Source organism: Arthrobacter sp. RIT-PI-e (genome assembly GCF_001187915.1).
In the GTDB taxonomy this organism is placed as follows: Bacteria; Actinomycetota; Actinomycetes; order Actinomycetales; family Micrococcaceae; genus Arthrobacter_D.
Map to the genome: position 1 here is coordinate 1 of NZ_LGIU01000035.1, position 23,153 is coordinate 23,153.

The 23,153-nt window shown below is 70.4% G+C and carries 26 protein-coding genes and 2 pseudogenes; 15 read left to right on the top strand and 13 right to left on the bottom strand.

The features are described 5' to 3' along the window. Nucleotides 1-482 (top strand): annotated as a pseudogene (locus AC792_RS17190) (hypothetical protein); the annotation flags it as partial. A gap of 31 nt (nucleotides 483-513) precedes the next feature. On the opposite strand, the gene AC792_RS02525 reads toward AC792_RS17190, so the two are convergent. Continuing rightward, nucleotides 514-1,008, bottom strand: a complete 495-nt coding sequence (locus AC792_RS02525; protein WP_049829019.1) for an ArsR/SmtB family transcription factor — start codon at nucleotides 1,006-1,008, stop codon at nucleotides 514-516. Between the two features lie 166 nt (nucleotides 1,009-1,174). On the opposite strand from AC792_RS02525, the gene AC792_RS02530 reads away from it, so the two are divergent. Next, entirely contained in the window at nucleotides 1,175-1,516 is a 342-nt protein-coding gene (locus AC792_RS02530) for a hypothetical protein (RefSeq protein WP_049829020.1), read from the top strand. A 15-nt stretch (nucleotides 1,517-1,531) separates the two neighbouring features. On the opposite strand, the gene AC792_RS02535 is transcribed toward AC792_RS02530, so the two are convergent. Further along, on the bottom strand, nucleotides 1,532-1,786 hold the full coding sequence (locus tag AC792_RS02535) for a putative acetyltransferase (RefSeq protein WP_049829021.1): 255 nt from the start codon (nucleotides 1,784-1,786) through the stop codon (nucleotides 1,532-1,534). 144 nt (nucleotides 1,787-1,930) lie between these two features. On the opposite strand from AC792_RS02535, the gene fdxA reads away from it, so the two are divergent. The 3 genes from fdxA (at nucleotide 1,931) to AC792_RS02550 (ending at nucleotide 4,862) form a co-directional block, all read left to right on the top strand. Then, nucleotides 1,931-2,257 (top strand): ferredoxin, encoded by a 327-nt coding sequence (gene fdxA / locus AC792_RS02540; RefSeq protein WP_049829022.1) that lies wholly within the window; start codon nucleotides 1,931-1,933, stop codon nucleotides 2,255-2,257. Next, a complete protein-coding gene (gene dapC / locus AC792_RS02545) occupies nucleotides 2,258-3,412 on the top strand; it encodes a succinyldiaminopimelate transaminase (RefSeq protein WP_268753331.1) in 1,155 nt (384 codons plus the stop codon). Between the two features lie 166 nt (nucleotides 3,413-3,578). Next, on the top strand, nucleotides 3,579-4,862 hold the full coding sequence (locus tag AC792_RS02550; RefSeq protein ID WP_049829023.1) for a citrate synthase: 1,284 nt from the start codon (nucleotides 3,579-3,581) through the stop codon (nucleotides 4,860-4,862). A gap of 177 nt (nucleotides 4,863-5,039) precedes the next feature. Here the strand turns inward: AC792_RS02550 and galE are convergent, their stop codons facing one another. The 3 genes from galE to dapD all read right to left on the bottom strand — a co-directional run bounded on the left by galE (nucleotide 5,040) and on the right by dapD (nucleotide 8,018). Then, nucleotides 5,040-6,059 (bottom strand): UDP-glucose 4-epimerase GalE, encoded by a 1,020-nt coding sequence (gene galE / locus AC792_RS02555; protein WP_049829024.1) that lies wholly within the window; start codon nucleotides 6,057-6,059, stop codon nucleotides 5,040-5,042. Nucleotides 6,060-6,143: 84 nt separating this feature from the next. Continuing rightward, complete coding sequence (locus tag AC792_RS02560) at nucleotides 6,144-6,968, bottom strand: hypothetical protein (protein WP_152915984.1); 825 nt, start codon at nucleotides 6,966-6,968, stop codon at nucleotides 6,144-6,146. Between the two features lie 51 nt (nucleotides 6,969-7,019). After that, nucleotides 7,020-8,018, bottom strand: coding sequence for a 2,3,4,5-tetrahydropyridine-2,6-dicarboxylate N-succinyltransferase (dapD, locus tag AC792_RS02565; RefSeq protein WP_049829026.1), 999 nt, complete (start codon nucleotides 8,016-8,018; stop codon nucleotides 7,020-7,022). Between the two features lie 33 nt (nucleotides 8,019-8,051). Here dapD and dapE point away from each other — a divergent pair, with 33 nt between their 5' ends. After that, a complete protein-coding gene (dapE, locus tag AC792_RS02570; RefSeq protein WP_049829027.1) occupies nucleotides 8,052-9,143 on the top strand; it encodes a succinyl-diaminopimelate desuccinylase in 1,092 nt (363 codons plus the stop codon). Between the two features lie 188 nt (nucleotides 9,144-9,331). Here dapE and AC792_RS02575 read toward each other — a convergent pair whose 3' ends face one another. The 4 genes from AC792_RS02575 to AC792_RS02590 all read right to left on the bottom strand — a co-directional run bounded on the left by AC792_RS02575 (nucleotide 9,332) and on the right by AC792_RS02590 (nucleotide 12,624). Further along, nucleotides 9,332-10,201, bottom strand: coding sequence for an amino acid ABC transporter permease (locus tag AC792_RS02575; RefSeq protein ID WP_049829028.1), 870 nt, complete (start codon nucleotides 10,199-10,201; stop codon nucleotides 9,332-9,334). Continuing rightward, complete coding sequence (locus AC792_RS02580) at nucleotides 10,198-10,875, bottom strand: amino acid ABC transporter permease (RefSeq protein ID WP_049829029.1); 678 nt, start codon at nucleotides 10,873-10,875, stop codon at nucleotides 10,198-10,200. The genes AC792_RS02575 and AC792_RS02580 overlap by 4 nt, the downstream gene beginning before the upstream one ends. 76 nt (nucleotides 10,876-10,951) lie before the next feature. Further along, nucleotides 10,952-11,791 (bottom strand): glutamate ABC transporter substrate-binding protein, encoded by an 840-nt coding sequence (locus tag AC792_RS02585; protein ID WP_049829030.1) that lies wholly within the window; start codon nucleotides 11,789-11,791, stop codon nucleotides 10,952-10,954. Nucleotides 11,792-11,847: 56 nt separating this feature from the next. Beyond that, nucleotides 11,848-12,624: an amino acid ABC transporter ATP-binding protein gene (locus tag AC792_RS02590; RefSeq protein ID WP_049829031.1), complete on the bottom strand. Its 777-nt coding sequence runs from the start codon at nucleotides 12,622-12,624 to the stop codon at nucleotides 11,848-11,850. Nucleotides 12,625-12,740: 116 nt separating this feature from the next. On the opposite strand from AC792_RS02590, the gene AC792_RS02595 reads away from it, so the two are divergent. The 5 genes from AC792_RS02595 to AC792_RS16010 all read left to right on the top strand — a co-directional run bounded on the left by AC792_RS02595 (nucleotide 12,741) and on the right by AC792_RS16010 (nucleotide 16,213). Further along, complete coding sequence (locus AC792_RS02595; RefSeq protein WP_082177307.1) at nucleotides 12,741-13,586, top strand: TIGR00730 family Rossman fold protein; 846 nt, start codon at nucleotides 12,741-12,743, stop codon at nucleotides 13,584-13,586. A gap of 34 nt (nucleotides 13,587-13,620) precedes the next feature. After that, nucleotides 13,621-14,025 (top strand): DivIVA domain-containing protein, encoded by a 405-nt coding sequence (locus AC792_RS02600; protein WP_049829032.1) that lies wholly within the window; start codon nucleotides 13,621-13,623, stop codon nucleotides 14,023-14,025. An 8-nt stretch (nucleotides 14,026-14,033) separates the two neighbouring features. Continuing rightward, nucleotides 14,034-14,639 carry a DNA-3-methyladenine glycosylase I gene (locus tag AC792_RS02605; protein WP_235436313.1) on the top strand — a complete coding sequence of 202 codons (606 nt, stop codon included), beginning with the start codon at nucleotides 14,034-14,036 and terminating at the stop codon, nucleotides 14,637-14,639. Further along, a complete protein-coding gene (locus AC792_RS02610) occupies nucleotides 14,636-15,880 on the top strand; it encodes a hypothetical protein (protein WP_049829034.1) in 1,245 nt (414 codons plus the stop codon). Before AC792_RS02605 ends, AC792_RS02610 begins: the two co-directional genes overlap by 4 nt. 165 nt (nucleotides 15,881-16,045) lie before the next feature. Then, nucleotides 16,046-16,213 carry a DUF3117 domain-containing protein gene (locus AC792_RS16010; RefSeq protein ID WP_082177308.1) on the top strand — a complete coding sequence of 56 codons (168 nt, stop codon included), beginning with the start codon at nucleotides 16,046-16,048 and terminating at the stop codon, nucleotides 16,211-16,213. Between the two features lie 54 nt (nucleotides 16,214-16,267). Here AC792_RS16010 and AC792_RS02615 read toward each other — a convergent pair whose 3' ends face one another. Beyond that, on the bottom strand, nucleotides 16,268-16,906 hold the full coding sequence (locus AC792_RS02615; RefSeq protein ID WP_049829077.1) for an O-methyltransferase: 639 nt from the start codon (nucleotides 16,904-16,906) through the stop codon (nucleotides 16,268-16,270). A 283-nt stretch (nucleotides 16,907-17,189) separates the two neighbouring features. Here AC792_RS02615 and sigE point away from each other — a divergent pair, with 283 nt between their 5' ends. From sigE to AC792_RS02630, 3 genes are all read left to right on the top strand, one after another. Beyond that, nucleotides 17,190-17,831 (top strand): RNA polymerase sigma factor SigE, encoded by a 642-nt coding sequence (gene sigE, locus AC792_RS02620; RefSeq protein WP_235436317.1) that lies wholly within the window; start codon nucleotides 17,190-17,192, stop codon nucleotides 17,829-17,831. 7 nt (nucleotides 17,832-17,838) lie between these two features. Continuing rightward, the gene (locus AC792_RS02625) at nucleotides 17,839-18,816 is read left to right on the top strand and encodes an anti-sigma factor family protein (protein WP_049829036.1); all 978 of its coding nucleotides are present in this window, start codon (nucleotides 17,839-17,841) and stop codon (nucleotides 18,814-18,816) included. 95 nt (nucleotides 18,817-18,911) lie between these two features. Next, nucleotides 18,912-19,319, top strand: coding sequence for a sec-independent translocase (locus tag AC792_RS02630; RefSeq protein ID WP_049829037.1), 408 nt, complete (start codon nucleotides 18,912-18,914; stop codon nucleotides 19,317-19,319). A 37-nt stretch (nucleotides 19,320-19,356) separates the two neighbouring features. On the opposite strand, the gene AC792_RS02635 is transcribed toward AC792_RS02630, so the two are convergent. From AC792_RS02635 to AC792_RS02645, 3 genes are read right to left on the bottom strand one after another with little or no spacing between them, the layout of a single operon-like run. Continuing rightward, nucleotides 19,357-20,499 carry an Mrp/NBP35 family ATP-binding protein gene (locus tag AC792_RS02635; protein WP_082177310.1) on the bottom strand — a complete coding sequence of 381 codons (1,143 nt, stop codon included), beginning with the start codon at nucleotides 20,497-20,499 and terminating at the stop codon, nucleotides 19,357-19,359. Continuing rightward, the gene (locus AC792_RS02640) at nucleotides 20,496-21,095 is read right to left on the bottom strand and encodes a DUF1003 domain-containing protein (protein WP_049829079.1); all 600 of its coding nucleotides are present in this window, start codon (nucleotides 21,093-21,095) and stop codon (nucleotides 20,496-20,498) included. Before AC792_RS02640 ends, AC792_RS02635 begins: the two co-directional genes overlap by 4 nt. Beyond that, nucleotides 21,088-22,371, bottom strand: a complete 1,284-nt coding sequence (locus AC792_RS02645) for a magnesium transporter MgtE N-terminal domain-containing protein (protein ID WP_049829038.1) — start codon at nucleotides 22,369-22,371, stop codon at nucleotides 21,088-21,090. Before AC792_RS02645 ends, AC792_RS02640 begins: the two co-directional genes overlap by 8 nt. A 115-nt stretch (nucleotides 22,372-22,486) precedes the next feature. Here AC792_RS02645 and AC792_RS17985 point away from each other — a divergent pair. After that, nucleotides 22,487-22,753 (top strand): annotated as a pseudogene (locus AC792_RS17985) (general stress protein); the annotation flags it as partial. Between the last annotated feature and the right edge of the window lie 400 nt (nucleotides 22,754-23,153).

The window sequence follows — 23,153 nt, forward strand, 5'->3', positions numbered from 1 at the left end:
GGGTGATGGGGGACAGGGCCCGGACCGTGGGCACGGACGGCGGCGGGGCGAGCGTGTCCGGTCGTGCCGCCGGTGATCGGCCGCAACGCGGCCCGGGCCGGCTCGTCGCGCTGCTGGGAGCCGTCGTGGGCGGGCTGGTGGCGGGGGTCTTCGGCACGCTCCTGCACGGCCACCTCGTGTACGCCGGCGGAACGGGGATCCCCGTGGGGGCCCTCGGTGCCCTGGTGCTTGCGTTCAGCGTCTTCCTGCTGTGCGGACTGTGGGCGAGGAACATCCTGACGACGGCGGTGGCGGGGGCCGCGGCCTACGTGGTGGTGGCCGTGCTGTCCACGTCGCGGCAGACGCTGGTGGTCACCGGGTCGAACGCCGCAGCCCCCGCGGTCTCGCTCGCCGGTAATCTCTGGCTGTTCGGGGTCGTGGTGACGACCCTCGCCGCAGTGGTGGTCACGAGCGTGGTGCTGCGGAGGTCGGGGCGCCGGTAGGGGCCGAACAGGTCAGGCGGCGTCCGGCACGTCAGTCGGCGGTGCGGTCGAGGTGGTGCGCCAGCAGGATCGAGGTCGCGGTGCCGTCGGCGTCCGGGCCGCGCCGCGCGTAGTCCTCCAGGACCTCCCGGAGCCGGTGCATCATCTCGGTGCGGTGCTCGTCGTTCAGCTTCACGCCGAGGCGCCAGACGTCGATCTCCTCGGGCTGCAGGCCCTCGATCTCCTGCAGGAAGGTCTCCACCAGCACGGGGGCGGCGTTGGGGATGCGGCTGGTCCAGGACAGGCCGGTGGCGCGGTACGGGATCTCCTTCGCGCCGCGGTTGCCGGTCCGCGGCTGGTCGGCGACCAGGAAGCCCGTCGCCAGGAGCGTGCGTACGTGGTGGAGCGCGGTGGCCGGGTTGAGCTCGAGGACCTCGGCGATCTCCTTGTTGGTCCTCGGCTGGTGCAGGCAGAGCCGGAGGATGCGGAGCCGGACCGGGGAGCTGAGCGCCCGTCCCCGGGCCTGGAGGTCCTCGTTCGTGTCCATCCGCCCAGTGTACGGGAGGACGAGCTTCTGATTGATGGGTCCCAATCGCTGATTGACCGGTGGTGCACGGCGGATGGTCGATGGTTCCCCACGAACCATTGCTTGCTGGGATGAAAGGTGGTTCGGTGAAGCTCCGGATGCTGTGCAGGACCGGAGGGGAGACATCATGGGTGAACAACGGGCGGCGGACGAGGAACGGGAGGTCGGTGGAGCGAAGCCCTGGGAGGTGGTCCTGACCTGGGGTGTGATCCTCGGGCTCGTGGGGATCCTGCTCGCGGTCCTCGGTCCGCAGCTGATCAATGGCGGCATGGGCGGCACTACCGCCCTTCCGATCTGGACCCTCGGGCTGTACTCGGTCGTCGCCTCGGCGATGATCCCGTTCTCCGCCGCATTCATCGGCGCTGCCATCGTCATGCGGTTCCTCCACCCTCTCGCTCCGATGCGGCGGACGGGCGCTGTGACCGGGGAGTCGCTGTCACATGGGGACGACGGGTCGCCCTCGGACTGAGGTTCCTGCCGTCCGTCACTCCTGTCGTGAGGCGTCGGTGCCGTGACGTCGCGGTCCGCGCCTGGGGGGCGGTGGCGGCACCTGCCGGGCAGCCGTGATCTCGGCGAGCAGGACGACGTCGTCGCCCTTCCGCGTGCGCACGGTGCAGGTGGTGTCACCGAACTCCACCAGCTCCCCCAGCGAGTCGGTGAACCCGTGCTCCAGCCGGCGCCGGATCACCACCCTGGTGTCCAGGGGCAGGGAGGCGAGGAGGGCGAGGGGGCTCTGCACCCATCAAGGGTAGGCCCGGACGGCGTCGGGGGGAGCCGCGCGGATGCCGATCGGTCAGGTGCCGGTGGCCCGGGCCCTTGCGTTAAGCTGGAACCCGTACCCAAGGTGCGTCAGCCACCCCAGTCACCAGGAAAGGCGTGGGAAGTGACCTACGTAATCGCGCAGCCGTGCGTGGATGTCAAGGACAAGGCCTGTATCGAGGAATGCCCCGTCGACTGCATCTACGAGGGTGAGCGGTCGCTCTACATCCACCCCGACGAGTGCGTGGACTGCGGCGCGTGCGAGCCGGTCTGCCCGGTCGAGGCCATCTACTACGAGGACGACACCCCGGAGCAGTGGGCCGAGTACTACAAGGCCAACGTGGAGTTCTTCGACGACCTCGGATCACCGGGCGGCGCGGCGAAGGTGGGCAACACCGGGTTCGACCACCCGATCATCGCGGCGCTGCCGCCCCAGAACCAGCCGGCCTAGGTGGGGGACGCGGAGCCGAGGTCCTTCGGCCTGCAGCTGCCCGACTACCCGTGGGACGCCATGGTGCCCTACCGGGACATTGCGTCCCGTCATCCCGACGGGATCGTGGACCTGTCCATCGGCACCCCCGTGGATCCGACACCGCGTGTGGTCCAGGATGCCCTGGCCGCCGCGACCGATGCCCCCGGTTACCCCACCACGCACGGGACGCTCGCGCTGCGTGAGGCCATCAGCGGGTGGTTCGCCCGGCGCAGGGGAGTGCCCGGGATCGATCCGCAGCACATCCTCCCCACCGTGGGATCCAAGGAGCTCGTGGCCTGGCTGCCGCTGCTGCTGGGTCTCGGCGAGGGCGACGTGGTGGTGCGCCCCCGGGTCGCGTACCCCACGTACGACGTCGGCGCCCACCTGGCCAGGGCCACGCCCGTGGCCGCCGACTCGCTGGACGAGCTGCCCGAGGACGTCCGTGCCCGCGTCCGGCTGGTCTGGGTCAACTCACCCGGTAATCCCACGGGGGAGGTGCTCGACGTCGCGGGTCTCCGCTCGATCGTGGACGCAGCACGCTCGCTCGGTGCCGTGGTGGCCTCCGACGAGTGCTACGGCGAACTGGGCTGGGGTCCGTGGGACCCCGCCGAGGGCGGCGAGCCCGTGCCGAGCGTCCTCGACCCCCGGGTGAGCGGGGACTCCCACGAGCTCCTGCTGGCCGTGTACTCCCTGAGCAAGCAGTCCAACCTCGCCGGGTACCGGGCCGCCTTCACGGCCGGCGACCCGGCGCTCATCGCCACGCTCGTCAACTCCCGGAAGCACGCCGGCATGATCGTCCCGTACCCGGTGCAGGAGGCCATGCGCGCGGCGCTCGGCGACGACACCCACGTGGCCGGGCAGAAGGACCGCTACCGTCGACGTCGGGCCGCGCTGGTCCCGGCGTTGGAGACCGCAGGATTCACCGTGTCGGGTTCGGCGGCGGGCCTGTACCTGTGGGTGTCCGACGGCAGGCCCACCTGGGACGCCATCGCCGCACTCGCCGAGCTCGGCATCCTGGCCGGACCGGGAACCTTCTACGGTGAGGCCGGGAACGGCTTCGTCCGCGTGGCGCTGACCGGGAGCGACGAACGGATCGACGCCGCGGTGCGGAGACTCACGGGCTCCGGGCGCTGACGCGCGCCGACATTGCTGTTCCACAACGAAGGCCGTCCGGATTAGTGATCATGGGCGCCTGGAGGTAGCGTGTGGCCTGAATGTGCCGGCGCCTGCACGGACCACCGTCCGCGGGCGCGGCGATGATTGCGGCGAGAACCTCGCTCCAGCTCCTGAAGGGGAATCCATGACCGAGCAGAATGCTGCTTCCCTGCACTACGACGGCGGGGAGCTCAGCCTGCCCCTGGTGCCCGCAGCCGAGGGCAACCACGGCTACGACGTGTCGAAACTGCTGAAGCAGACCGGCCAGGTCACCTACGACCCCGGGTTCATGAACACCGCGGCCACCACCTCCGCCATCACCTACATCGACGGCGACGCCGGGATCCTGCGCTACCGCGGGTACCCCATCGAGGAGCTCGCGAAGCACTCCAGCTTCCTGGAGGTCTCCTACCTGCTCATCTACGGGAACCTGCCCACCCCGGAGGAGCTGAGCTCCTTCGACGGACGCATCCGCCGCCACACCCTGCTGCACGAGGAGCTCAAGGGCTTCTTCGGCGGCTTCCCCCGCGACGCGCACCCCATGCCCGTGCTCTCCTCCGCGGTGTCGGCGCTCTCCACGTTCTACCAGGACTCCCTGGACCCCTCCGACGACGAGCAGGTGGAGGTCTCCACCTTCCGGCTCATGGCGAAGCTCCCCGTGATCGCGGCCTACGCGCACAAGAAGTCCATCGGCCAGCCGATGCTCTACCCGGACAACTCCATGAATCTCGTGGAGAACTTCCTGCGACTGTCCTTCGGTCTGCCGGCCGAGCCCTACGACGTCGATCCCATGATGGTGAAGGCTCTCGATCTGCTGCTCATCCTGCACGCGGACCACGAGCAGAACTGCTCCACCTCCACGGTGCGCCTCGTGGGCAGCTCCAACGCGAACATGTTCGCGTCCATCTCCTCCGGCATCAACGCCCTCTCCGGCCCGCTGCACGGCGGGGCCAACGAGGCCGTGCTCAACATGCTCCGGGACATCAAGAGCAAGGGCACGAAGCCCGAGGACTTCATGGAGAAGGTGAAGAACAAGGAGGACGGGGTGAAGCTCATGGGCTTCGGTCACCGCGTCTACAAGAACTACGACCCCCGGGCGAAGATCGTCAAGGCCACCGCGCACGACATCCTCAGCAAGCTCGGCGGCAACGACGAGCTCCTCGACATCGCCATGCGCCTGGAGGAGAAGGCCCTCGCGGACGACTACTTCATCGAGCGGAAGCTCTACCCGAACGTGGACTTCTACACGGGCCTGATCTACAAGGCCATGGGCTTCCCCGAGAAGATGTTCACGGTGCTCTTCGCCATCGGCCGCCTGCCCGGCTGGATCGCCCAGTGGCGCGAGATGATACAGGACCCGCAGACCAAGATCGGGCGACCGCGCCAGCTGTACATCGGCGAGGGCGAGCGTCACTACCCGACGCACTGACCCGAGAGGGACCGGCTCCGGCCGACCTCGCTGCGGGTACGACGACGGCGACCACCCACCTCCCGGTGGACGGTCGCCGTCGTCGTTCCTGCTGTGGTCCTGCCGTCGTTCTTCCGCCGCGGGAGCCGTCCTCGACCGGATCGCGCTCGAGCGGATCGCGCCGGCCCGGGTCGGGCGCTACCCGGCCGAGGCGTACCCCTCGGGGTTGTTCTTCTGCCACCGCCAGTGGTCCTCGCACATGTCGGCGAGGCTGCGGGTCGCGGACCAGCCGAGATCGGCGAGGGCCGAGGACGGGTCCGCGTAGCTGACCGCGGCGTCGCCCGGCCGGCGGGGGGCGAACTCGTAGGGCACGTCCCGTCCCACGGCCGCGGAGAACGCGGCGAGCACCTCCAGCACGGAGGAGCCGTTCCCGGTGCCGAGGTTCCAGGTGTGCACGCCGGGGTGCCTCGTGAGGTAGTCGAGAGCCGCGAGGTGACCGGCTGCGAGGTCCACCACGTGGATGTAGTCCCGTACGCCGGTGCCGTCCGGGGTGGGGTAGTCGTCACCGAACACCAGCACCTTCTCCCGCCGTCCCACGGCCACCTGGGCCACGAAGGGGAGCAGGTTGTTCGGCACACCCGTGGGGTCCTCGCCGATGGTGCCGGAGGAGTGGGCGCCCACCGGGTTGAAGTAGCGCAGCAGGGCGATGTTCCAGCGGGGGTCCGCGGCACCGAGATCGGAGAGGATGTCCTCGATCTGCTCCTTGGTGCGGCCGTACGGGTTGACGGCGTCGAGCGGGAGCTTCTCGGTGAGCGGCACCTCCTCGGACGCGCCGTACACGGTGGCGGAGGAGCTGAACACGAGGGTGCGGACGCCGGCGTCGTCCATGACGCGCAGCAGGTTCAGGGTGCCGCCCACGTTGTTGGTGTAGTAGTACAGGGGCTTCGCCACGGACTCGCCCACGGCCTTCAGGCCCGCGAAGTGGATCACCGCGTCCACCTGCTCTTCCGCGAACACGGCGCGCAGGCCCTCCTCGTCGAGCAGATCCACCCGGCGGAAGGCGGGGGTGCGGCCCGCGAGCTCCGCCACGCGGTGCAGCGAGGTCTCGGTGGAGTTCAGCAGGTTGTCCACCACCACCACGTCGTGGCCGTTCTCGAGCAGGGTCAGGACGGTGTGGGAACCGATGTAGCCGCTGCCACCGGTGACGAGGATCTTCATGCCCTCCATCCTAGGACGCGGCGCCCGGTGGCCTGCCACCCGCGGTTCCCGTTTCGCCGAGGTGCTCGTCACCCGGGCCGGGGCTCAGGGGACGGCTCCCGCGACCGTGATCCTCAGCCCGTCCGTGGTGGCAGGACCCCACCCCTCGGTTCCCCGCACCCAGGCGAGGTCGGCGTACTCCACGGAGGTGATGGAGAGCTCCGCGGCATGGGCCACCGCCCACTGGGCCACGGCCCACCCGGTGGTCCCGGTGCTGTCGAGGACCAGGCTCGTACCGTCCACCGTGCCCCCGAGCGGTCCGAACACCTCGTCCGCCGCGCTGCGTACGACCAGGGGATCCCCGGCCCCCGTGGCCTCACGCAACGTGCAGGTGAGCGCCGCGGGGGACTGCCCGGTGAGTGCGGAGGCGAAGGCCCGGCCCTCGGGCTCGCGCTGCGCGTAGGCCTCGGGGAAGGCGGAGCGCTGCACGGTCTGCGCGGCCTCGGTGAGGGGCAGGAGCTCGTACCCGGGCACCTCCACGAGGGCGTCGTAGAAGGCGCCCGCGGCGTAGGTGGGTGTCATGACCTGCTCCTGGGTGCCCCAGCCCTGGGACGGGCGCTGCTGGAACAGGCCGCGCGAGTCCGGTCCGGCGTCGTCCCCGTGGTCCAGGTTCCGCAGGCTGGACTCCTGGACGGCGGTGGCGATCGCGATCGAGGCGGCCCGCGGCGGCAGTCCCCGGTCCACGGCGACCGCGGCGATGAGGGCGGCGTTGGCGGCCTGGTCCGGGGCGAGCTCGAAGCTCCCCGCGGCAACGGTGGCGGTGCAGCGCTCGCGCACCAGGACCTCGCGTTCGTCCGGCTCGGAGAGTGCCGCGTACGCACCGCCGAGCACCACGGCGGTTCCCAGCAGCAGCACGGCCGCAGTTCCCACGCGTCGCCGACGACGGCGTACGGCGGGGGAGGGCGGGCGGGCGGGCACGGGTCAGTTGGCGTGGAGCGCCGGGTTGAGCGCGACCCCTTCCCCGGTACGCGGCCGTGCCTCCACCGTGCCGGTGGTGGAGTTGCGGCGGAACAGGATGCCGGGTTCACCGGAGAGCTCCTGGGCCTTCACGAGCGAGCCGTCCTGCAACGTGATCTTGGTGCCCGCCGTGAGGTACAGGCCGGCCTCGATCACGCAGTCGTCCCCGAGCGAGATCCCCACGCCTGATTCCGCACCCAGGAGGCAGCGCTCGCCGATCGTGATGCGCTCCTTGCCCCCGCCCGAGAGCGTCCCCATGATCGAGGCCCCGCCGCCCACGTCGGAGCCGTTCCCCACCACCACGCCCGCGGAGATCCGCCCCTCCACCATGGAGGTGCCGAGGGTGCCGGCATTGAAGTTCACGAAACCCTCGTGCATCACCGTGGTTCCCTCGGCGAGGTGCGCGCCGAGCCGCACGCGGTCCGCGTCGGCGATCCGCACGCCCGCGGGCACCACGTAGTCCACCATGCGCGGGAACTTGTCCACGCCCCACACGGACACCGGGCCCCGGGCGCGCAGGGCGGCCCGCACGGTCTCGAAGCCGTCGACGGCGACGGGGCCGAAGTTCGTCCAGACCACGTTCGCCAGCAACCCGAAGACGCCGTCGAGGTTCACCGAGTTCGGCTGCACCAGGCGGTGGGAGAGCAGGTGCAGCCTCAGGTAGGCGTCCTCGGTACTCACCGGCGCGGCATCGAGGTCCACCGTCAGCTCCACCACGCGCTGCGTCACCTTCCGGGCGTCGTCCACGCCCGCCACCGCGAGTGCTTCCAGGGTGTCCCGGAGCTCCGCCTTCCCACCGCGCCCGCCGTCCGCGGAGCCGTCACCGGTGGAGTCGTCGCCGAGCCAGGGGGCCGGGAACCAGGTGTCCAGTACGGTGCCGTCCGCGGTCACCGTCGCGAGGCCGAGCCCGCCCCCCGTACGGTGGGCGGCGGGCACGGCGGAGGTGGGGGTGGGAGCAGTCATGGGCAGCAGTCTACCGAGCGATAGGGTTGCGGCATGAGTGGAACGACGCCCCCCGACCTCGATCTCACCTCCGACGTGGCGCAGCTGACCGCCCGGCTGCTCGACCTCGAGAGCGTCTCCGGGAACGAGGGACGGATCGCCGACGCCGTGGAGGACGCCCTGCGCCGGCTCGACCACCTCGAGGTCCTCCGGGACGGCGACTGCGTGCTGGCGCGCACGAACCTCGGGCGTGCCGAGCGCGTGATCCTCGCCGGTCACCTCGACACCGTGCCGCTGCCCACCGTGCCGGGCTCCCGCGGCACGGTCCCCTCCTCCTGGGAGGGGGAGGTCCTCTACGGCAGGGGAGCCACGGACATGAAGGGCGGCGTCGCGGTGCAGCTGGCGCTCGCGGCCACGCTGCCAAACCCGTCCCGGGACGTGACCTTCGTCTTCTACGACCACGAGGAGGTGGAGGCCTCGCTCAGCGGTCTCGGCCGGGTCGCCGCCTCGTCCCCCGACTGGCTGGTGGCCGATTTCGCCGTGCTCCTGGAACCCACCGACGGCACCGTGGAGGGCGGCTGCAACGGCACCGCCCGCTTCGAGGTCCGGGTGGCCGGCCGGGCGGCGCACTCGGCGCGGGCCTGGATGGGACAGAACGCCATCCACGACGCCGCCGAGGTGCTGGTCCGGCTGCGGGACCACACACCTGCCACCGTGCACGTGGACGGCCTGGACTACCGGGAGAGCCTCAATGCGGTACGGATCTCCGGTGGCACGGCGGGCAACGTGATCCCGGACGGCACCGTGATCGAGGTGAACTACCGTTTCGCGCCGGACAAGTCACCCGCGCAGGCGGAGGAGTACGTCCGGGCGCTCCTGGACGGATTCGTCGTGGAACGCACCGACGCCGCCGCCGGCGCACGCCCGGGCCTGCAGCATCCCGCAGCAGGCGCCTTCGTGGCGGCGGTCGGTGCCGCGCCCAAGCCGAAGTACGGCTGGACGGACGTAGCCCGGTTCAGCGCCCTCGGGGTGCCGGCGGTCAACTTCGGCCCCGGGGACCCGCTCCTCGCGCACACCGACGACGAGCACGTCGAGGCCGATGCCGTCCGTGCTTGCCTGCGAGCACTGACCACCTGGTTGTCCTGAGCGAGCTGTCCTGAAGTGGCCGCCCCTGGGACGATGAGCCGGGCCGCGCGGTCGTCGATGTGAGCGACCGCCGCCCTCGCTCGCCGGGGGCGACGGTGCTCGGAGCGGGGACGGCGCAGGGAGGTTCGGGCGGAGGACGCGGTAAGGGCCCGGCGGAACCGCCGGGCCCTTGCGCTGGAGTGCCTGTCCTAGGTGGACGCCGGATCCATCGTCATGCTCCCGCGCGCCGCGGGCCGGCGTCCCCGGGTCCGGAAACTCAGGAAGCCGGACAGCCGGGTGGCCAGGGAGGAGAGCGCGAAGTTGATGGCGATGAAGATCGCCGCGGCGACGAGCAGCGACGGGATCACGTTGCCCTCGCCCACCCCGAGCCGCCGGACACCCTGCAGCAGCTCCGGGTACGTGATGATGAAGCCCAGCGCGGAGTCCTTCAGGATCACCACGAACTGGCTGACGAGCGCCGGCAGCATGGCCAGGAGGGCCTGGGGGACCTCCACGTTCCGCAGCGACTGCGTCCGGGTCAGGCCGATCGCCATCCCCGCCTCGCGCTGGCCCTTCGGCAGGCCGTGCACCCCCGAGCGCACCAGCTCGGCGATCACGGACCCGTTGTAGAGGGTCAGGGCGATCACCACGGCCAGGAACGGGGCGTCCTGCGGCTGGACGACACCCGAGCGGCCGAGTGCCAACCAGAAGAAGATCATCATCAGCAGCACGGGGACGGCGCGGAAGAACTCCACCACCGTCCCGGCCACCCAGCGGATCGGGGCCGCGTGGGAGAGCCTGCCTACGCCGAAGACCAGACCGAACAGCACGGCGCCCACGATCGACGCCCCGGCGGCCTTCAGCGTGTTGAGCAGCCCCGGCAGGATGAAGAACTCCCAGGTCCTGCCCTCGAGGAAGGGCGACCACATGCTGCCCGCCAGCTGACCGCGATCGGCGAGCGCGGAGACCACCCAGGCGAGAACACCGAGGGCGACGAGGACGCCGACGATGTTCCCGATCAGGATGGTGCGCCGGGCCCGGGGTCCGGGTGCGTCGAAGAGGACCTGCTGCGCGCTCATCGGGCCACCGCCAGTTTCCGTGAGGCCCACGTGGTCAGGAGCCCGATGGGGATCACCAGGATCACGAACCCGAGGGCGAAGGTGAAGAAGATGGGGATCACGAGGTCCGAGCGGAACTCGATCATGGTCTTCATGAGGCTCGAGGACTCCGTGGCCACCGAACCCGCGGCCGCGACCGTGGAGTTCTTGATGAGCGCGATCAGCACGTTCCCGAGCGGGGCGACGGCCCCGCGGAAGGCCTGGGGGAGGATCACCAGGCGTGCGGCCGGCAGGAAGCTCAGACCGATCGCGCGGGCGGCCTCGGCCTGACCGAGGGGCACGGTGTTCACCCCGCTGCGGATCGCCTCGCACACGAAGGCCGCGTGGTAGAGCGCGAGCCCGAGGATGGCGATCCGGAACAGGCTCGATCCGAGGTTCTCCGCGAGGCTGATCTGCATCACGGAGAACAGGCCGAGGAAACCGAACGCCAGGATCACGGTCAGGGGCGTGTTGCGGAAGATGTTGACGTAGGCGGCACCGAACCACTGCAGGCTCTGGATCGGCGAGATCCGGAACAGTGCCAGGACGGTACCGAGAACCAGGGCCCAGATGGCCGCCCAGAAGGACAGCTGGATGTTGACCCAGAACGCCGCGGGTACGTCGTAGGTCTCGAAGAGCGTCAGGTAGTTCTCCACGGTTCACCCCTTTCCGGGTGGGAACACGTCACTGGTGGGGTGGTCCCTCGGACCCACCCCACCAGTGACGAGGGTGCTAGGACGCGCAGGGCGCGGGGGTCGGCGGGTTGAGGTCCGCATTCGGGGTGTAGTCCGCACCCTCGGTGTTGCGGGCGATCGCCTCTTCCCAGGCGCCGTCGTCGATCATCTTGGTGATGGCCGCGTTGATGTCCTCGCAGCGGTCACTGCCCTTGGGCAGACCCACACCGTAGTTCTCCTCGGAGAAGGTGTTGCCCACCACCTTGTACTTACCGGCGTTGACGGGCTGGGCGGCGAGGCCCGCGAGGATGATGTCGTCGGTGGTGACGGCATCGATCTGTCCGCCGCCCATGGCGGTGACGCACTCGGCGTAGCCGGGCTGCTCCACGAGCTCGACACCGGGGTACTGGTCCTTGATCTTCTGTGCGGAGGTGGATCCGGTGACCGAGCAGAGATTGCGGCCGTCGAGGTCCTCGGGGCCGGTGATGTCGCTGTCCGCGGAGACCAGGAGATCCTGACCGGCCACGAAGTACGGGCCGGCGAAGTCCACGGTCTCCTTGCGGGTGTCCGTGATGGAGTAGGTCGCGAAGATCATGTCCACCTGGTTGTTGGACAGGAGGTTCTCGCGGTTGGCGGAGGGCGCCTCGACGAACTCGATCTGGTTCTCCGCATAGCCGAGCTCGTTCGCGACGTATTTCGCCACGTCCACGTCGAAGCCGGAGTAGGAACCGCCCTCGTCGTAGCCGAGCCCGGGCTGGTCGAACTTGATGCCGACGCGGATCATCTCTCCGCCGCCCTCGCCGCCCTCGGCCGAGGAATCGTCACTTCCACCGCAGGCGGACAGGGTCAGGGCTGCGACGGCAGCCATGGCTGCTGCGGCATAACGGGTCTTGTGCATTGCTTCTCCTTGCGTCGGGCCTCGCGGAGGCCTCATGGGGTACGGGGCGAGCTGGTTCAGTGGGCGAGGATCTTGCCGAGGAAGTCCTTGGCCCGTTCGCTCCGCGGGTTGGTGAAGAACTCCTCGGGCCGGGCCTCCTCCATGATCTGGCCGTCGGCCATGAAGACCACGCGGTCGGCCGCCTTCCGGGCAAAGCCCATCTCGTGGGTCACCACGATCATGGTCATGCCTTCCTTCGCGAGAGCCACCATGGAGTCGAGGACCTCGTTGATCATCTCGGGGTCCAGTGCCGAGGTCGGTTCGTCGAACAGCATGACCTTGGGCTTCATGGCGAGTGCCCTGGCGATGGCGACGCGCTGCTGCTGTCCGCCGGAGAGCTGCGCGGGGAGCTTCTGCGCCTGGTTGTCCACGCCCACACGCTTCAGCAGGGACATCGCGAGCTCCTTGGCCTCACCGCTCTTCATGCCCTTCACCTTGATCGGACCGAGGGTCACGTTCTCCAGGATGGACTTGTGGGCGAAGAGGTTGAAGGACTGGAACACCATGCCCACGTCCGCCCGGAGCTTCGCGAGCGCCTTCCCCTCCGCGGGGAGCACCTCGCCGTCGATGGTGATCTCGCCGTCGTCGATGGTCTCCAGCCGGTTGATGGCGCGGCACAGCGTCGACTTCCCGGAGCCGGACGGGCCGATCACCACCACGACCTCACCACGTGTCACCTCGAGGTTGATGTCCCGCAGCACGTGCAGCTCACCGAAGTGCTTGTTCACGTTCCTGAGGGAGACGAGGGGAGTGGCCGAGGACGCGGGAGTGGTCGGTTGGGCTTCACTTGTCATGGGAGAAATCTAGCGAACTATTGTTTCCAGCAATACACAAGGACCGGCGGGAGCCGAGCGGGATCGAAGTGCAACCAAAGCGGCGTCCGGGCACCTGCGCCGGGTAGCCTTGGGAAATGCCCGAATCCCAGCACCCCTCGACCAGCACCGACGGACCCACCGGACCCGGTGGTGCCGCCTCCTCGCGGTACCCGGACCATCCCACCGCGACGGATCCCTCGACGGGGAGGACCACGCGGCGCAAGGGATCGGTGGAGCTCCGCCGGGGCCAGGCGAGCGCACCGCAGTCGGACCGCATGCTGCTGGACGAGGACGACACCGGGAACTTCACGCGCACCGACCCGTGGCGGGTCCTGCGGATCCAGAGCGAGTTCGTCGAGGGCTTCGGTACCCTCGCGGACCTGGGCCCCGCGATCAGCGTGTTCGGTTCGGCGCGGACGGCGCGGGACTCCCGCTACTACACGATGGGTGAGGAACTCGGACGCCGGCTCGTCGATTCCGGGTACGCGGTGATCACCGGTGGCGGACCGGGTGCCATGGAGGCCGCGAACAAGGGGGCGTGCGAGGCCGGAGGTACCTCGGTGGGGCTGGGTATCGAGCTGCCGTTCGAGCAGGGGATGAACGAGTGGGTGGATCTCGGCATCAACTTCCGCTACTTCTTCGCCCGCAAGACCATGTTCGTGAAGTACGCCAGCGGCTTCGTGGTGCTGCCGGGCGGCTTCGGCACCCTGGACGAACTGTTCGAGGCCATGACCCTGGTGCAGACGGGCAAGGTGACCTCCTTCCCGATCGTGCTGATCGGCGTGGACTACTGGCGGCCGCTGCTCGCCTGGATCGAGGGGACGCTGCTGGCCGAGGGCACGGTCTCCGCCCACGACCTCGACCTCCTGCAGCTGGTGGACACGGTGGAGGAGGCACTGGAGATCGTGGTCTCCTCCGCGGGACACCACCGCCCGGCGTGAGCCCTGCGCGCAGGGTCTCTGGCACCATGATGGCGTGACTGTTTTCCTGGTGATCCTCTCGATCCTGCTGCTGGGGGGTACCGCGCTCCTGGCCTCGGGCCGCTCCCTCCCGGGAGCCCCGTGGCGCAGGGATCCCGGTCCCGGGAACGACCGCGGCGGCGACGGGAACGACGGCGGCGGGACCGTGGGGCGGGCCGCACCCCGGACGGACGGGTTCGGTCTGGTGGAACCGGTGGCCGGGCTCCCGCCGGTGCTGCTGCCGGAGGTCCCCGGTGCCGCCGACGTGGACGCCGTCCGGTTCGGCCTCGGACTGCGCGGGTACCGGATGGACCAGGTGGACGAGGTGCTGGACCGCCTGGCAGCCGCCCTCGAGGAGCGCGACGCGGAGCTCCGTCTCCTGCGCTCGCAGGTCGGCGCACCCCCGGACGCCGAGCGGTGAGCGGCGCGGTGCCCGGCTCCGACGGGCGGCCGCGCTGTGGCTGGGCCGTCTCGAGCGCCGACTACGAGCGCTACCACGACGAGGAGTGGGGCACGCCCGTGCACGGCGAGACCGCGCTCTTCGAGCGGCTCACTCTCGAGGCGTTCCAATCGGGACTGAGCTGGATCACGATCCTGCGGAAGCGGGAGGCGTTCCGCAGCGCCTTCCGGGGCTTCGACCCGGCCGTGGTCGCCGCCTTCGACGCGGACGACGTCGAGCGTCTTCTGGGTGACGCCGGGATCGTACGCAACCGGCGCAAGATCACGGCGACCGTGGCCAATGCGCAGGCGCTGCTCCGCCTGCCCGGGGATGCGCCGCTCACGTCCCTCCTGGAACGCCACCGCCCCGCACCCGGTCCCGCGCCGCGCACCCTCGCCGACGTCCCCGCGATCACGCCGGAGAGTACGGCGCTGGCCCGCGAACTGCGCTCCGTCGGCTTCCGCTTCGTGGGGCCCACCACCGCCTACGCCATGCTGCAGGCCACCGGGTACGTGGACGACCACCTGCGGGACTGCTGGCGGCGGGGCTGCCGGAGCCGGGACGAGGACCCTGCAGTCCTGCCCGGGCCCTCATGAGCACGGCCGTCGGGAGCGTCCCGGTGCGCGGCTCCGTGCACTGGTCCCTCCAGGTCCTGGCGGTGTTCGCAGTGAGCCGGGTGATCTCCACCCTGCTCCTGCTGCTCGCCGCGAGCCGGCAGGGCAGCAGCCCGTGGTCGGGGCCGGCACCCGACTACGCGACGTTCGTCGACTTCTGGGACAGCGGCTGGTACCACCGGATCTACTCCGAGGGGTACCCCACGGAACTCCCGCTGGACGGGGACGGGGTGGTGCTGCACAACCAGTGGGCCTTCCTGCCGCTCTACCCCGGTACGGTGCGGGTCCTCGATCTCCTGACGGGACTCGGGGGGGGCGCCCCCCCCCCCGCCGTGTCCGTGGTCGCGGCAGCGGCGGCCTCCCTCGTGCTCTACCGGCTGTTCCGCCTCGCGGCCGCACACCGCCCGGCCCTGGCGGGGGTCGCCGTCGTCGTCCTCTCCCCGGTCTCCGCCGTCCTGCAGGTCCCGTACGCCGAGTCCCTGCATCTGCTCCTGCTCACCACGGCGCTGCTCCTCGTGGCGACGGGGCGCTACTACACCGCGATGCCGGTGGCCCTGGTCATGTGCCTGGCCAGACCCGCCGGAGTGCCCTTCGCGCTCATGGTGGGGATCCTCGTGGTCCACGCGGCCTGGCGGGGCCGGCGCCCGGCGGGGGGCGCCGGCGGGCGGGAGGGCGCCGCTGTGCAGGAGGGCGCCGCCGTGCAGGAGCGGATCCGGAGGGGCCTGGTCCCCCTGTTCCTGCTCGGCGTCGTCTCCTCCGCGGGGGCGCTCGCCTGGCCCGCGATCGCGTGGCTGGTCACGGGACGCCGGGACGCCTACGTGGACACCGAGACGGCGTGGCGCGGGGAGCACCTCGTGCCCTTCGTCCCCTGGTACCAGGGCGCCGCTGCGACGGTGGGCCCGGTGGCCGGCGCCCTCGTGGTCGCGGGACTGCTCCTCGGCGTCGCCGCCCTGTTCCTGCTGCCCGGGGTGCGCTCGCTCGGCCCCGTCCTCGTCGCCTGGTGCATCGGGTACCTGCTCTACCTGGCCGCGTTCTGGGACCCGCAGTCCAGTACGTGGCGGATCCTCCTGCCCCTGGTACCACTGGCGCTCGCCGTCTCCCGCGTGCGGCACGGCCGCATCCTCTGGGTGATCCTCCCGCTGTCCGTAATGCTGCAGTTCCTCTGGGTGGACCGGCTGTGGGGCTGGACGCCCACCACCCCGACGGGCGACTACCCGCCCTGAGTGTGATCCACGCCGCAGACGAATTAGCAGGTGGTGCGCTTGTGCTGGATAATGTAGCTGATGATGTGCGCCGTCGGCCCTGCCCATGGGTCGGGATGCTGTGCACGGAACTACTGCTGCGTGACCGCCCACTGCGGTTGCGCCCTGTCGAAAGGGACCCCCTCCATGGCTGCCATGAAACCGCGTACCGGCGATGGACCGATGGAAGTCACGAAGGAAGGACGCAGCCTCATCATGCGGGTGCCGATCGACGGTGGCGGGCGCCTCGTCGTCGAACTGAACGCGGAGGAGGCGGGCAACCTCAAGGACTGCCTGCTCACCGTCACGAACTAGTCGACAGCACGGACCGGCCGACGTCACGGACCGGTCCGTGACGTCGGCCTCCTGCTACGCCTGTTGCTTGACCGCCAGCAGCAATCCCGTGCCGGTGGGTATCAGGGCCGACACCAGGGTCTCGTCCTCGCGGATCGTCCTGCCCACCTGCCGCAGCGTGTTGGTCGACTGGTCCCGGACGGCGGGCTCCGCCACGCGGCCCTGGTCGAGGGCGTCGTTGACGATCATGATGCCGCCGGTCTTCAGCAGCCGGGTGGCCTGCTGGACGTAGGTGGGCAGGCCCGCCTTGTCGGCGTCGATGAACACGAGATCGTACGCGGAGTCGGTGAGCCGCGGGAGGACGTCGGCGGCCCGGCCCGAGATGGTGCGCGTCCGGTTCGAGGGGATTCCGGCCTCCGCATACGCCTCACGGGCCGCACGCAGGTGGTCCACGTCGGAGTCGATGGTGGTCAGCACGGCGTTCCTGCCGAGACCACGCAGGAGGCAGACCCCGGACACGCCCGCCCCGGCACCCACCTCCACCGCGGTGCTCGCCTTCGACGCGGCCGCCAGCACAGTGAGCGCCGCGCCGACCGCGGGGGTCACCGGGGCCACGCCGAGTTCGTGCGAGCGGTCCCGGGCCCTGAGCAGGATGTCGTCCTCGGTGGGAAGATTCTCCGTGTAGGACCAGCTGCTGTGTTTGTCGGCGGCCATGGACATCCGTTCTCTGATGGGTGTGGAGGAGTGGACGGGCGTTCTCGACGGCCCGCCCCAACACTACTGTGCGTGCGGCCCGCACTTCCATGCCATGCGCACACCGTCCGGTCAACCCCGCCCGGCATGCCCCTGCCTGCCAGCTCGCTCTCAGCTTGGTGGGAAAGAATTTTCACTCGGGACATCCAGCACGAGTGCAGCCCCGAACCCACGATGGAGTCGCCGTATCCCGGCCGTCCGCCGGTGGGGAGCCGGGAGGACCCGGGGCGAGAAGGGGAACATGATGTCTAGTGTGAATACTGCTCAGAGTGCTGTTCCGGCGGGCCCGGAGCAGGTGCCGCTGGACGAGCACGGGAGCCCGTGGGTCCCGCCGTCCTGGGAGGAGGTGGTGACCAACTACTCACCGAAGGTCTACCGCCTGGCGTACCGGCTCACCGGGAACCGGTTCGACGCCGAGGACCTCACCCAGGAGGTCTTCGTGCGGGTGTTCCGCTCCCTCGCGAACTTCACCCCCGGGACGCTGGACGGGTGGCTCCACCGCATCACCACCAATCTGTTCCTCGACCAGGCCCGGCGGAAGACGCGCATCCGTTTCGACGGATTGACCGAGGAGGCGGAGAGCCGGCTCCCGAGCCGTCACCCCGGTCCGGAACGCAGCTTCGAGTTCAACAACCTGGACATCGACGTCCAGTCCGCCCTGGAGGACCTGCCGCCGGACTTCCGCGCCGCCGTGGTGCTGTGCGACCTCGAGGGTCTGTCCTACGACGAGGTGGCCCAGGCACTGGGTGTGAAGCTCGGTACGGTCCGTTCGCGTATCCACCGCGGGAGGACCATGCTGCGGGAGAAGCTCGCCCACCGCGATCCGCGCAGGCCGGGCAGCAACGGAGTCGCGCTGGGCCTGACGAGGATCGCCGGTCTGGGCTAGGAGCGTCATGCTGCACCCGTACCGTTCCCTCCAGGACCTAGTGGACGGCGAGTTGTCCGACCGCCGGCGCATCGCCGTGGAGCGCCACGTGGCACGCTGCGCCTCCTGCGCCACGGCGCTCGGCCGGCTCCGGGGGCTGAAGAGCTCACTGCTCGGACTGCGCAACCCCGACCCGGACCCCGCACTGCAGCGCCGGCTCCTGGCACCGGGCTTCGCCTCGACGCCGGCGGCTCCCGCTCCCGGTGCGCACGGGCCGGGAGGAGCCACCGCGGTGGGTCCTCACCCGGCCGGCAAGCACGCCGGTCCGGTCCGCCGACGCCGGACGCTGACGGTGGCCGCAGGCGGTACGGCGGTGGTGGCCGGCGCCGTGCTCACGGGAGCCTATGTGATGGGGGCCGAGCAGACTCCCGACCCCGGTCCCTCGAACATCACGGCGATGCGGGCCGGCTGGGACTCCGTGGCCCCGCGCACACCGGCCTCCCTGGACGAGGAGCAGCTCGAGACGCTGCGGGCCGGGGGGTGGTACTGCCCGGAGCTGGAATCGCTCGGGTTCACCCTGCGCAGTGCCGAGGGGATCACGGTGGCCGGCACGCCCACACTCGAACTGGTGCTCGAGAAGGACGGCGACACCGTGACGGTGTACGAGCAGCGCAAGGGCGGCGAGGCGCGGGATCGCGGAGGACCACTGAGCCCCGTCACGGGAGATCCGGTCTCCGCGGACGGCTTCGAGCACATCGGCGGCAGCGGACGCGATCTGTGGCTACGTGAGGGCGATCCCTGGCAGGTGGTGCTGGACTCGCCGTCGGTCACCTACACCGTGATCTCGGACCTGCCGGCGTCGGCGATGCCGCAGACCATGGGGTCGCTCGTCCAGACGGAGCGGGCCCAGCTCTCCTTCGACCCGGACGAGCAGCAGGACTCGATGCTCGAGCGCATCGTGCGCGGACTGGCGACCATCACCACCCCCGGGGGCGCCGGGCAGTGACCCGCCCGCACGGCGTCGGGCGGACCTCCGGATGCGGCCGCCACTCCGCGGGGGCCGCGTGCAGAGCAGGCGGTTCAGGAAGGTAATCTTTTACGGTGGTGGGAATCAACGGTCCGGAATTCGTGGTCCTGGCGATCATCGCCGTGGTGGTGCTCGGGCCGGAACGGCTTCCGGAGTACGCGGCGCAGCTCGCCCGGCTGGTCAGAGGACTCAAGCGGATGGCCACGGACGCGAGGGAGCAGCTGCGGGAGGAAGTGGGTCCTGAGCTCGACGAGGTCGACTGGCGCAAGCTCGACCCCCGGCAGTACGACCCGCGGCGCATCATCAAGGATGCCCTGCTGGACGACATCGAGGACGTGTTCAAACCCGTCAGCCCGGGTGCACCGAAGGCCGCCCCTGCCACCACCCCGCCCACGCCCACGCCGGGCGGATCGCGTTCCGTGCCCGTCGGCACCCGGCTCCGCGCCGGGCAACCCGCCCCCTACGACCTCGAGGCCACCTGAGGCCCAGGCCTCCCGGAAGGGCGGCACCGGGGGTTGCTCAGCGGGGGGCCACGGGGAGTCTCACGCCCTCCAGCCCGCGCGGCCTGCGGGAGAGCGCCGAGGCGATGGAGGTCAGGGCGGCCGCGGCCGGGGTCCTGCCCGCAGCATGCCCGGGGTCGAGCACCAGTGGTGTCCCGGCGTCGCCGCCCTCCCTCAGCGCCACCTCCAGGGGGATGCTCCCGAGGAGGGGGACGTCGGTGCCGAGGGCGCCGGAGAGCCGCTCGGCGACCACGGTGCCACCGCCTGCACCGAACAGCTCCAGGCGTTCGCCGCCCGGCAGCTCCAGCCACGACATGTTCTCGATGACGCCCGCCACCCGCTGACCCGTCTGCACCGCCATGGCACCGGCACGCTCGGCGACATCGGCCGCCGCGCTCTGCGGGGTGGTCACGATCAGCAGTTCCGACGCCGGGAGCAGCTGTGCCACGGAGATCGCGATGTCACCGGTGCCCGGCGGCAGATCGAGGAACAGGGCATCCAGGTCACCGAAGTGCACATCGGTGAGGAACTGCTCCAGCGCCCGGTGCAGCATGGGCCCGCGCCAGGAGATCGGCTGGTTCCCCTCCACGAACATGCCGATCGAGATGACCTTCACGCCGTGCGCCACCGGTGGCAGGATCAGCTCGTCCACGCGCGTGGGCTGCTGGGTGATCCCCATCAGGGCCGGGACGGAGAAGCCGTACACGTCGGCGTCCACGATGCCCACCCGCAACCCCTGTGCAGCCATCGCCACGGCGAGGTTCACCGTCACGCTGGACTTGCCCACACCGCCCTTGCCGCTGGCCACGGCGTACACCCGGGTGAGGGAGGAGTGATCGTTGAAGGGGATGCCGCGCTCGCCGCCCCTGCCCTTGAGTTGCTCCTTCAGGGCGTCCCGCTGGGCCTGGTCCATGACGCCGAGCTCCACCTCCACGGCGTCCACCCCGTCCACGGCGCCGAGAGCGGCCTCGGTGTCACCCGTGATGGTCTCCCGCAGGGGGCAGCCGGCGATGGTCAGCAGCACCCGCACGTGGGCGGTCCCGTCCCGCAGCGTGACGGAGTCCAGCATGCCGAGCTCCGTGATGGGACGGCGCAGCTCGGGGTCGATCACGGAGGCGAGGGCACTGCGGAGGACCTCCTCGGACGGGATCTGTCCGTTCACCGCGACGGCTTCCTCCCGCCGGGCTGCACCTTGGGGATCGAGACCGTGTTCTCGGAGGGCCTGCGGGGCTTGCGCTTGTGCAGCGTGACCTCCTGGCCGTCCGAGGTCTCGAGGAGCTCCTCGAGGACCGAGCGGAGCTCCGAGCGTACGTAGTCACGGGTGGCCACCTCCCGCAGGGCGATCCGCAGCTCGGCGATCTCCCGGGTGAGGTACTCGGTGTCGGAGAGGTTGCGTTCGGCGCGCTGGCGGTCCTGCTGCAGGGACACCCGGTCGCGGTCGTCCTGGCGGTTCTGCGCCAGCAGCAGCAGGGGTGCCGCGTAGGAGGCCTGGAGCGAGAGCATCAGGGTCAGCAGCGTGAACCCGATGGCGGCGCTGTCGAAGCGCAGGTTCTCCGGTGCCACCGTGTTCCAGGTCAGCCACACGGCGCAGAACACCGTCATGTAGACCAGGAACTGGGGTGTGCCCATGAACCGGGCGAAGTTCTCGGTGGCACTGCCGAAGGCGTCCGGGTTGGGCCGGATGCGCGGGAGCAGCCTCGTGCGGCTCGCGCGGGGGGTGTCGAGCCCGCTGGAACTCGATCTGATCTTCTCAACCACGGCGGTCACCTCGTTTCGATCGGGGGGTGCCGTCCTGGGCACGCCAGTCGTCCGGCAGGAGGTGGTCGAGGACGTCGTCGACCGTCACCGCACCGACCAGACGGCCGTCGGAGTTCACCACCGGCAGGGAGTTCAGGTTGTAGGTGGCGAGCATGCGGGAGACGTCGCTGACGTTCCCCTGGTCGCCCACGGCCTCCAGATCGGTGTCGATGATGTTGCCGAGCGGCTCCGGCGGCGGGTAGCGCAGCAGCTGCTGGATGTGCACGACGCCGAGGTACCGGCCGGTGGGTGTCTCCAGCGGTGGTCTGCAGACGAAGATGGAGGACGCCAGGGCCGGGGTGAGCTCCTCGCGGCGGACGTGGGCGAGGGCCTCGGCCACGGTGGCCTCGGGGGGCAGGATCACCGGGACCGTGGTCATGAGGGAACCCGCGGTGTCCTCCTCGTACTCGAGCAGTCGCCGGACGTCCTCGGCGTCCTCGGGCTCCATGAGCTGGAGGAGCTCCTCCTTCTGCACGTCGGTCAGCTCGTTGAGGAGGTCCGCGGCGTCGTCCGGGTCCATCTCCTCGAGGACGTCGGCCGCACGCTCGGGCGTGAGGGAGGTGAGGATCTGCACCTGGTCGTCGTCGGGCAGTTCCTGCAGCACGTCGGCGAGGCGGTCGTCCTGCAGTTCCCCCGCCACCTCGAGGCGCCGTTTGTCGTTCATCTCGTGCAGCGCGTCGGCGAAGTCGGCGGCCTTGAGGTCGTCGTGCTGGGCCACGAACTGGGTGGCGCCCTGGGGTTCGTCCACGGGACCGTGGAAGGCGTCGAGCCAGTCGATGATGAGGTGCCCCCCACCGCGGCGCAGGCCCCGCAGCGGCGAGGTGGAGCCACCCCGGCGGACGAAGAGCTGGGACACGTGCCAGTCGCCGGTCCGGTTGCGTTCCATCGCGATGTCCTCGACCGTGCCGCTGCCGCTGCCGTCGCGCAGTGAGATCCGGCGGTCGAACAGCTCGGCCACCATCAGCATCTCGGCACCGCGCTGCTCGAAGCGGCGCAGATTCACGAGTCCGGTGCAGATGATCTGGGAGGGGTCCATGGAGGTGATGCGCGTCATCGGCACGAAGACCCGCTTCTTGCCCGGTACCTCCACCACCAGGCCCACCACGTGCGGTGGTCTCGCCGGACCGCGGTCCAGTACCACGGCGTCACGGAGGCGGCCGAGGCGGTCCCCGAGGGGGTCGAACACGTCCAGGCCCAGCAGACGGGCCACGAAGACGCGGGTGGGGTTGGTGTTCACCCTCCAAGGCTATCCGGCACCACGTCCAGGGCCCGCATCCACCGGGGTGCACCACCCGGTCCACCCCGGTGGATGCACGCTCCCGTCACCGCGTGGTGTGCGGAACAATGGGGACATGTCTACACCACTCGGAACAACACCCTCCCGTGATCAGGGCCGGACCCTGCCCACCGGTGAGACCATCGGCCGCTACACCAGCTACCTGGATGCCCAGAAAGCCGTGGACTACCTCGCCGACAACAAGTTCGCCGTGCAGAAGGTCGCCATCATCGGCAGCGAGCTGAGGATGGTGGAGCGCGTGACCGGTCGGCTGAGCTATCCGCGGGTCGCGCTCAGCAGCGCGGTCAGCGGTGCCTGGTTCGGGCTGTTCGTCGGACTGATCCTCAGTCTCTTCGGTGGCAGCGAGATGGTCAGCACCATCACCTCCTCTATCGCCCTCGGTGCCCTCTTCTGGTTGCTGTTCGGGGTGATCACCTACGCGTTCCAGCGCGGGAAGCGTGACTTCCCCCCCACGAGCCAGGTGGTCGCCCCCAGCTACGACATCATCGGGGAGCCGGGCCCCGCCGCCGAGGCCCGCCGCATGCTGCAGCAACTCCCCATGAACGGGCAGGCGCAGCACCCCGGTCCCGCACCCACCGGGTGGGGCCAGGGGCAGGGACCCCAGGCGCCGGCGCCCGACCGCCCGGCCTCCTGGGACGATCCGTACCGTTCCCAGCAGCCCCAGCAGCCCGTCGCAGGACAACAGCCGGCACAGCAGCCGGGTGGTCATGCGGATCAGCAGC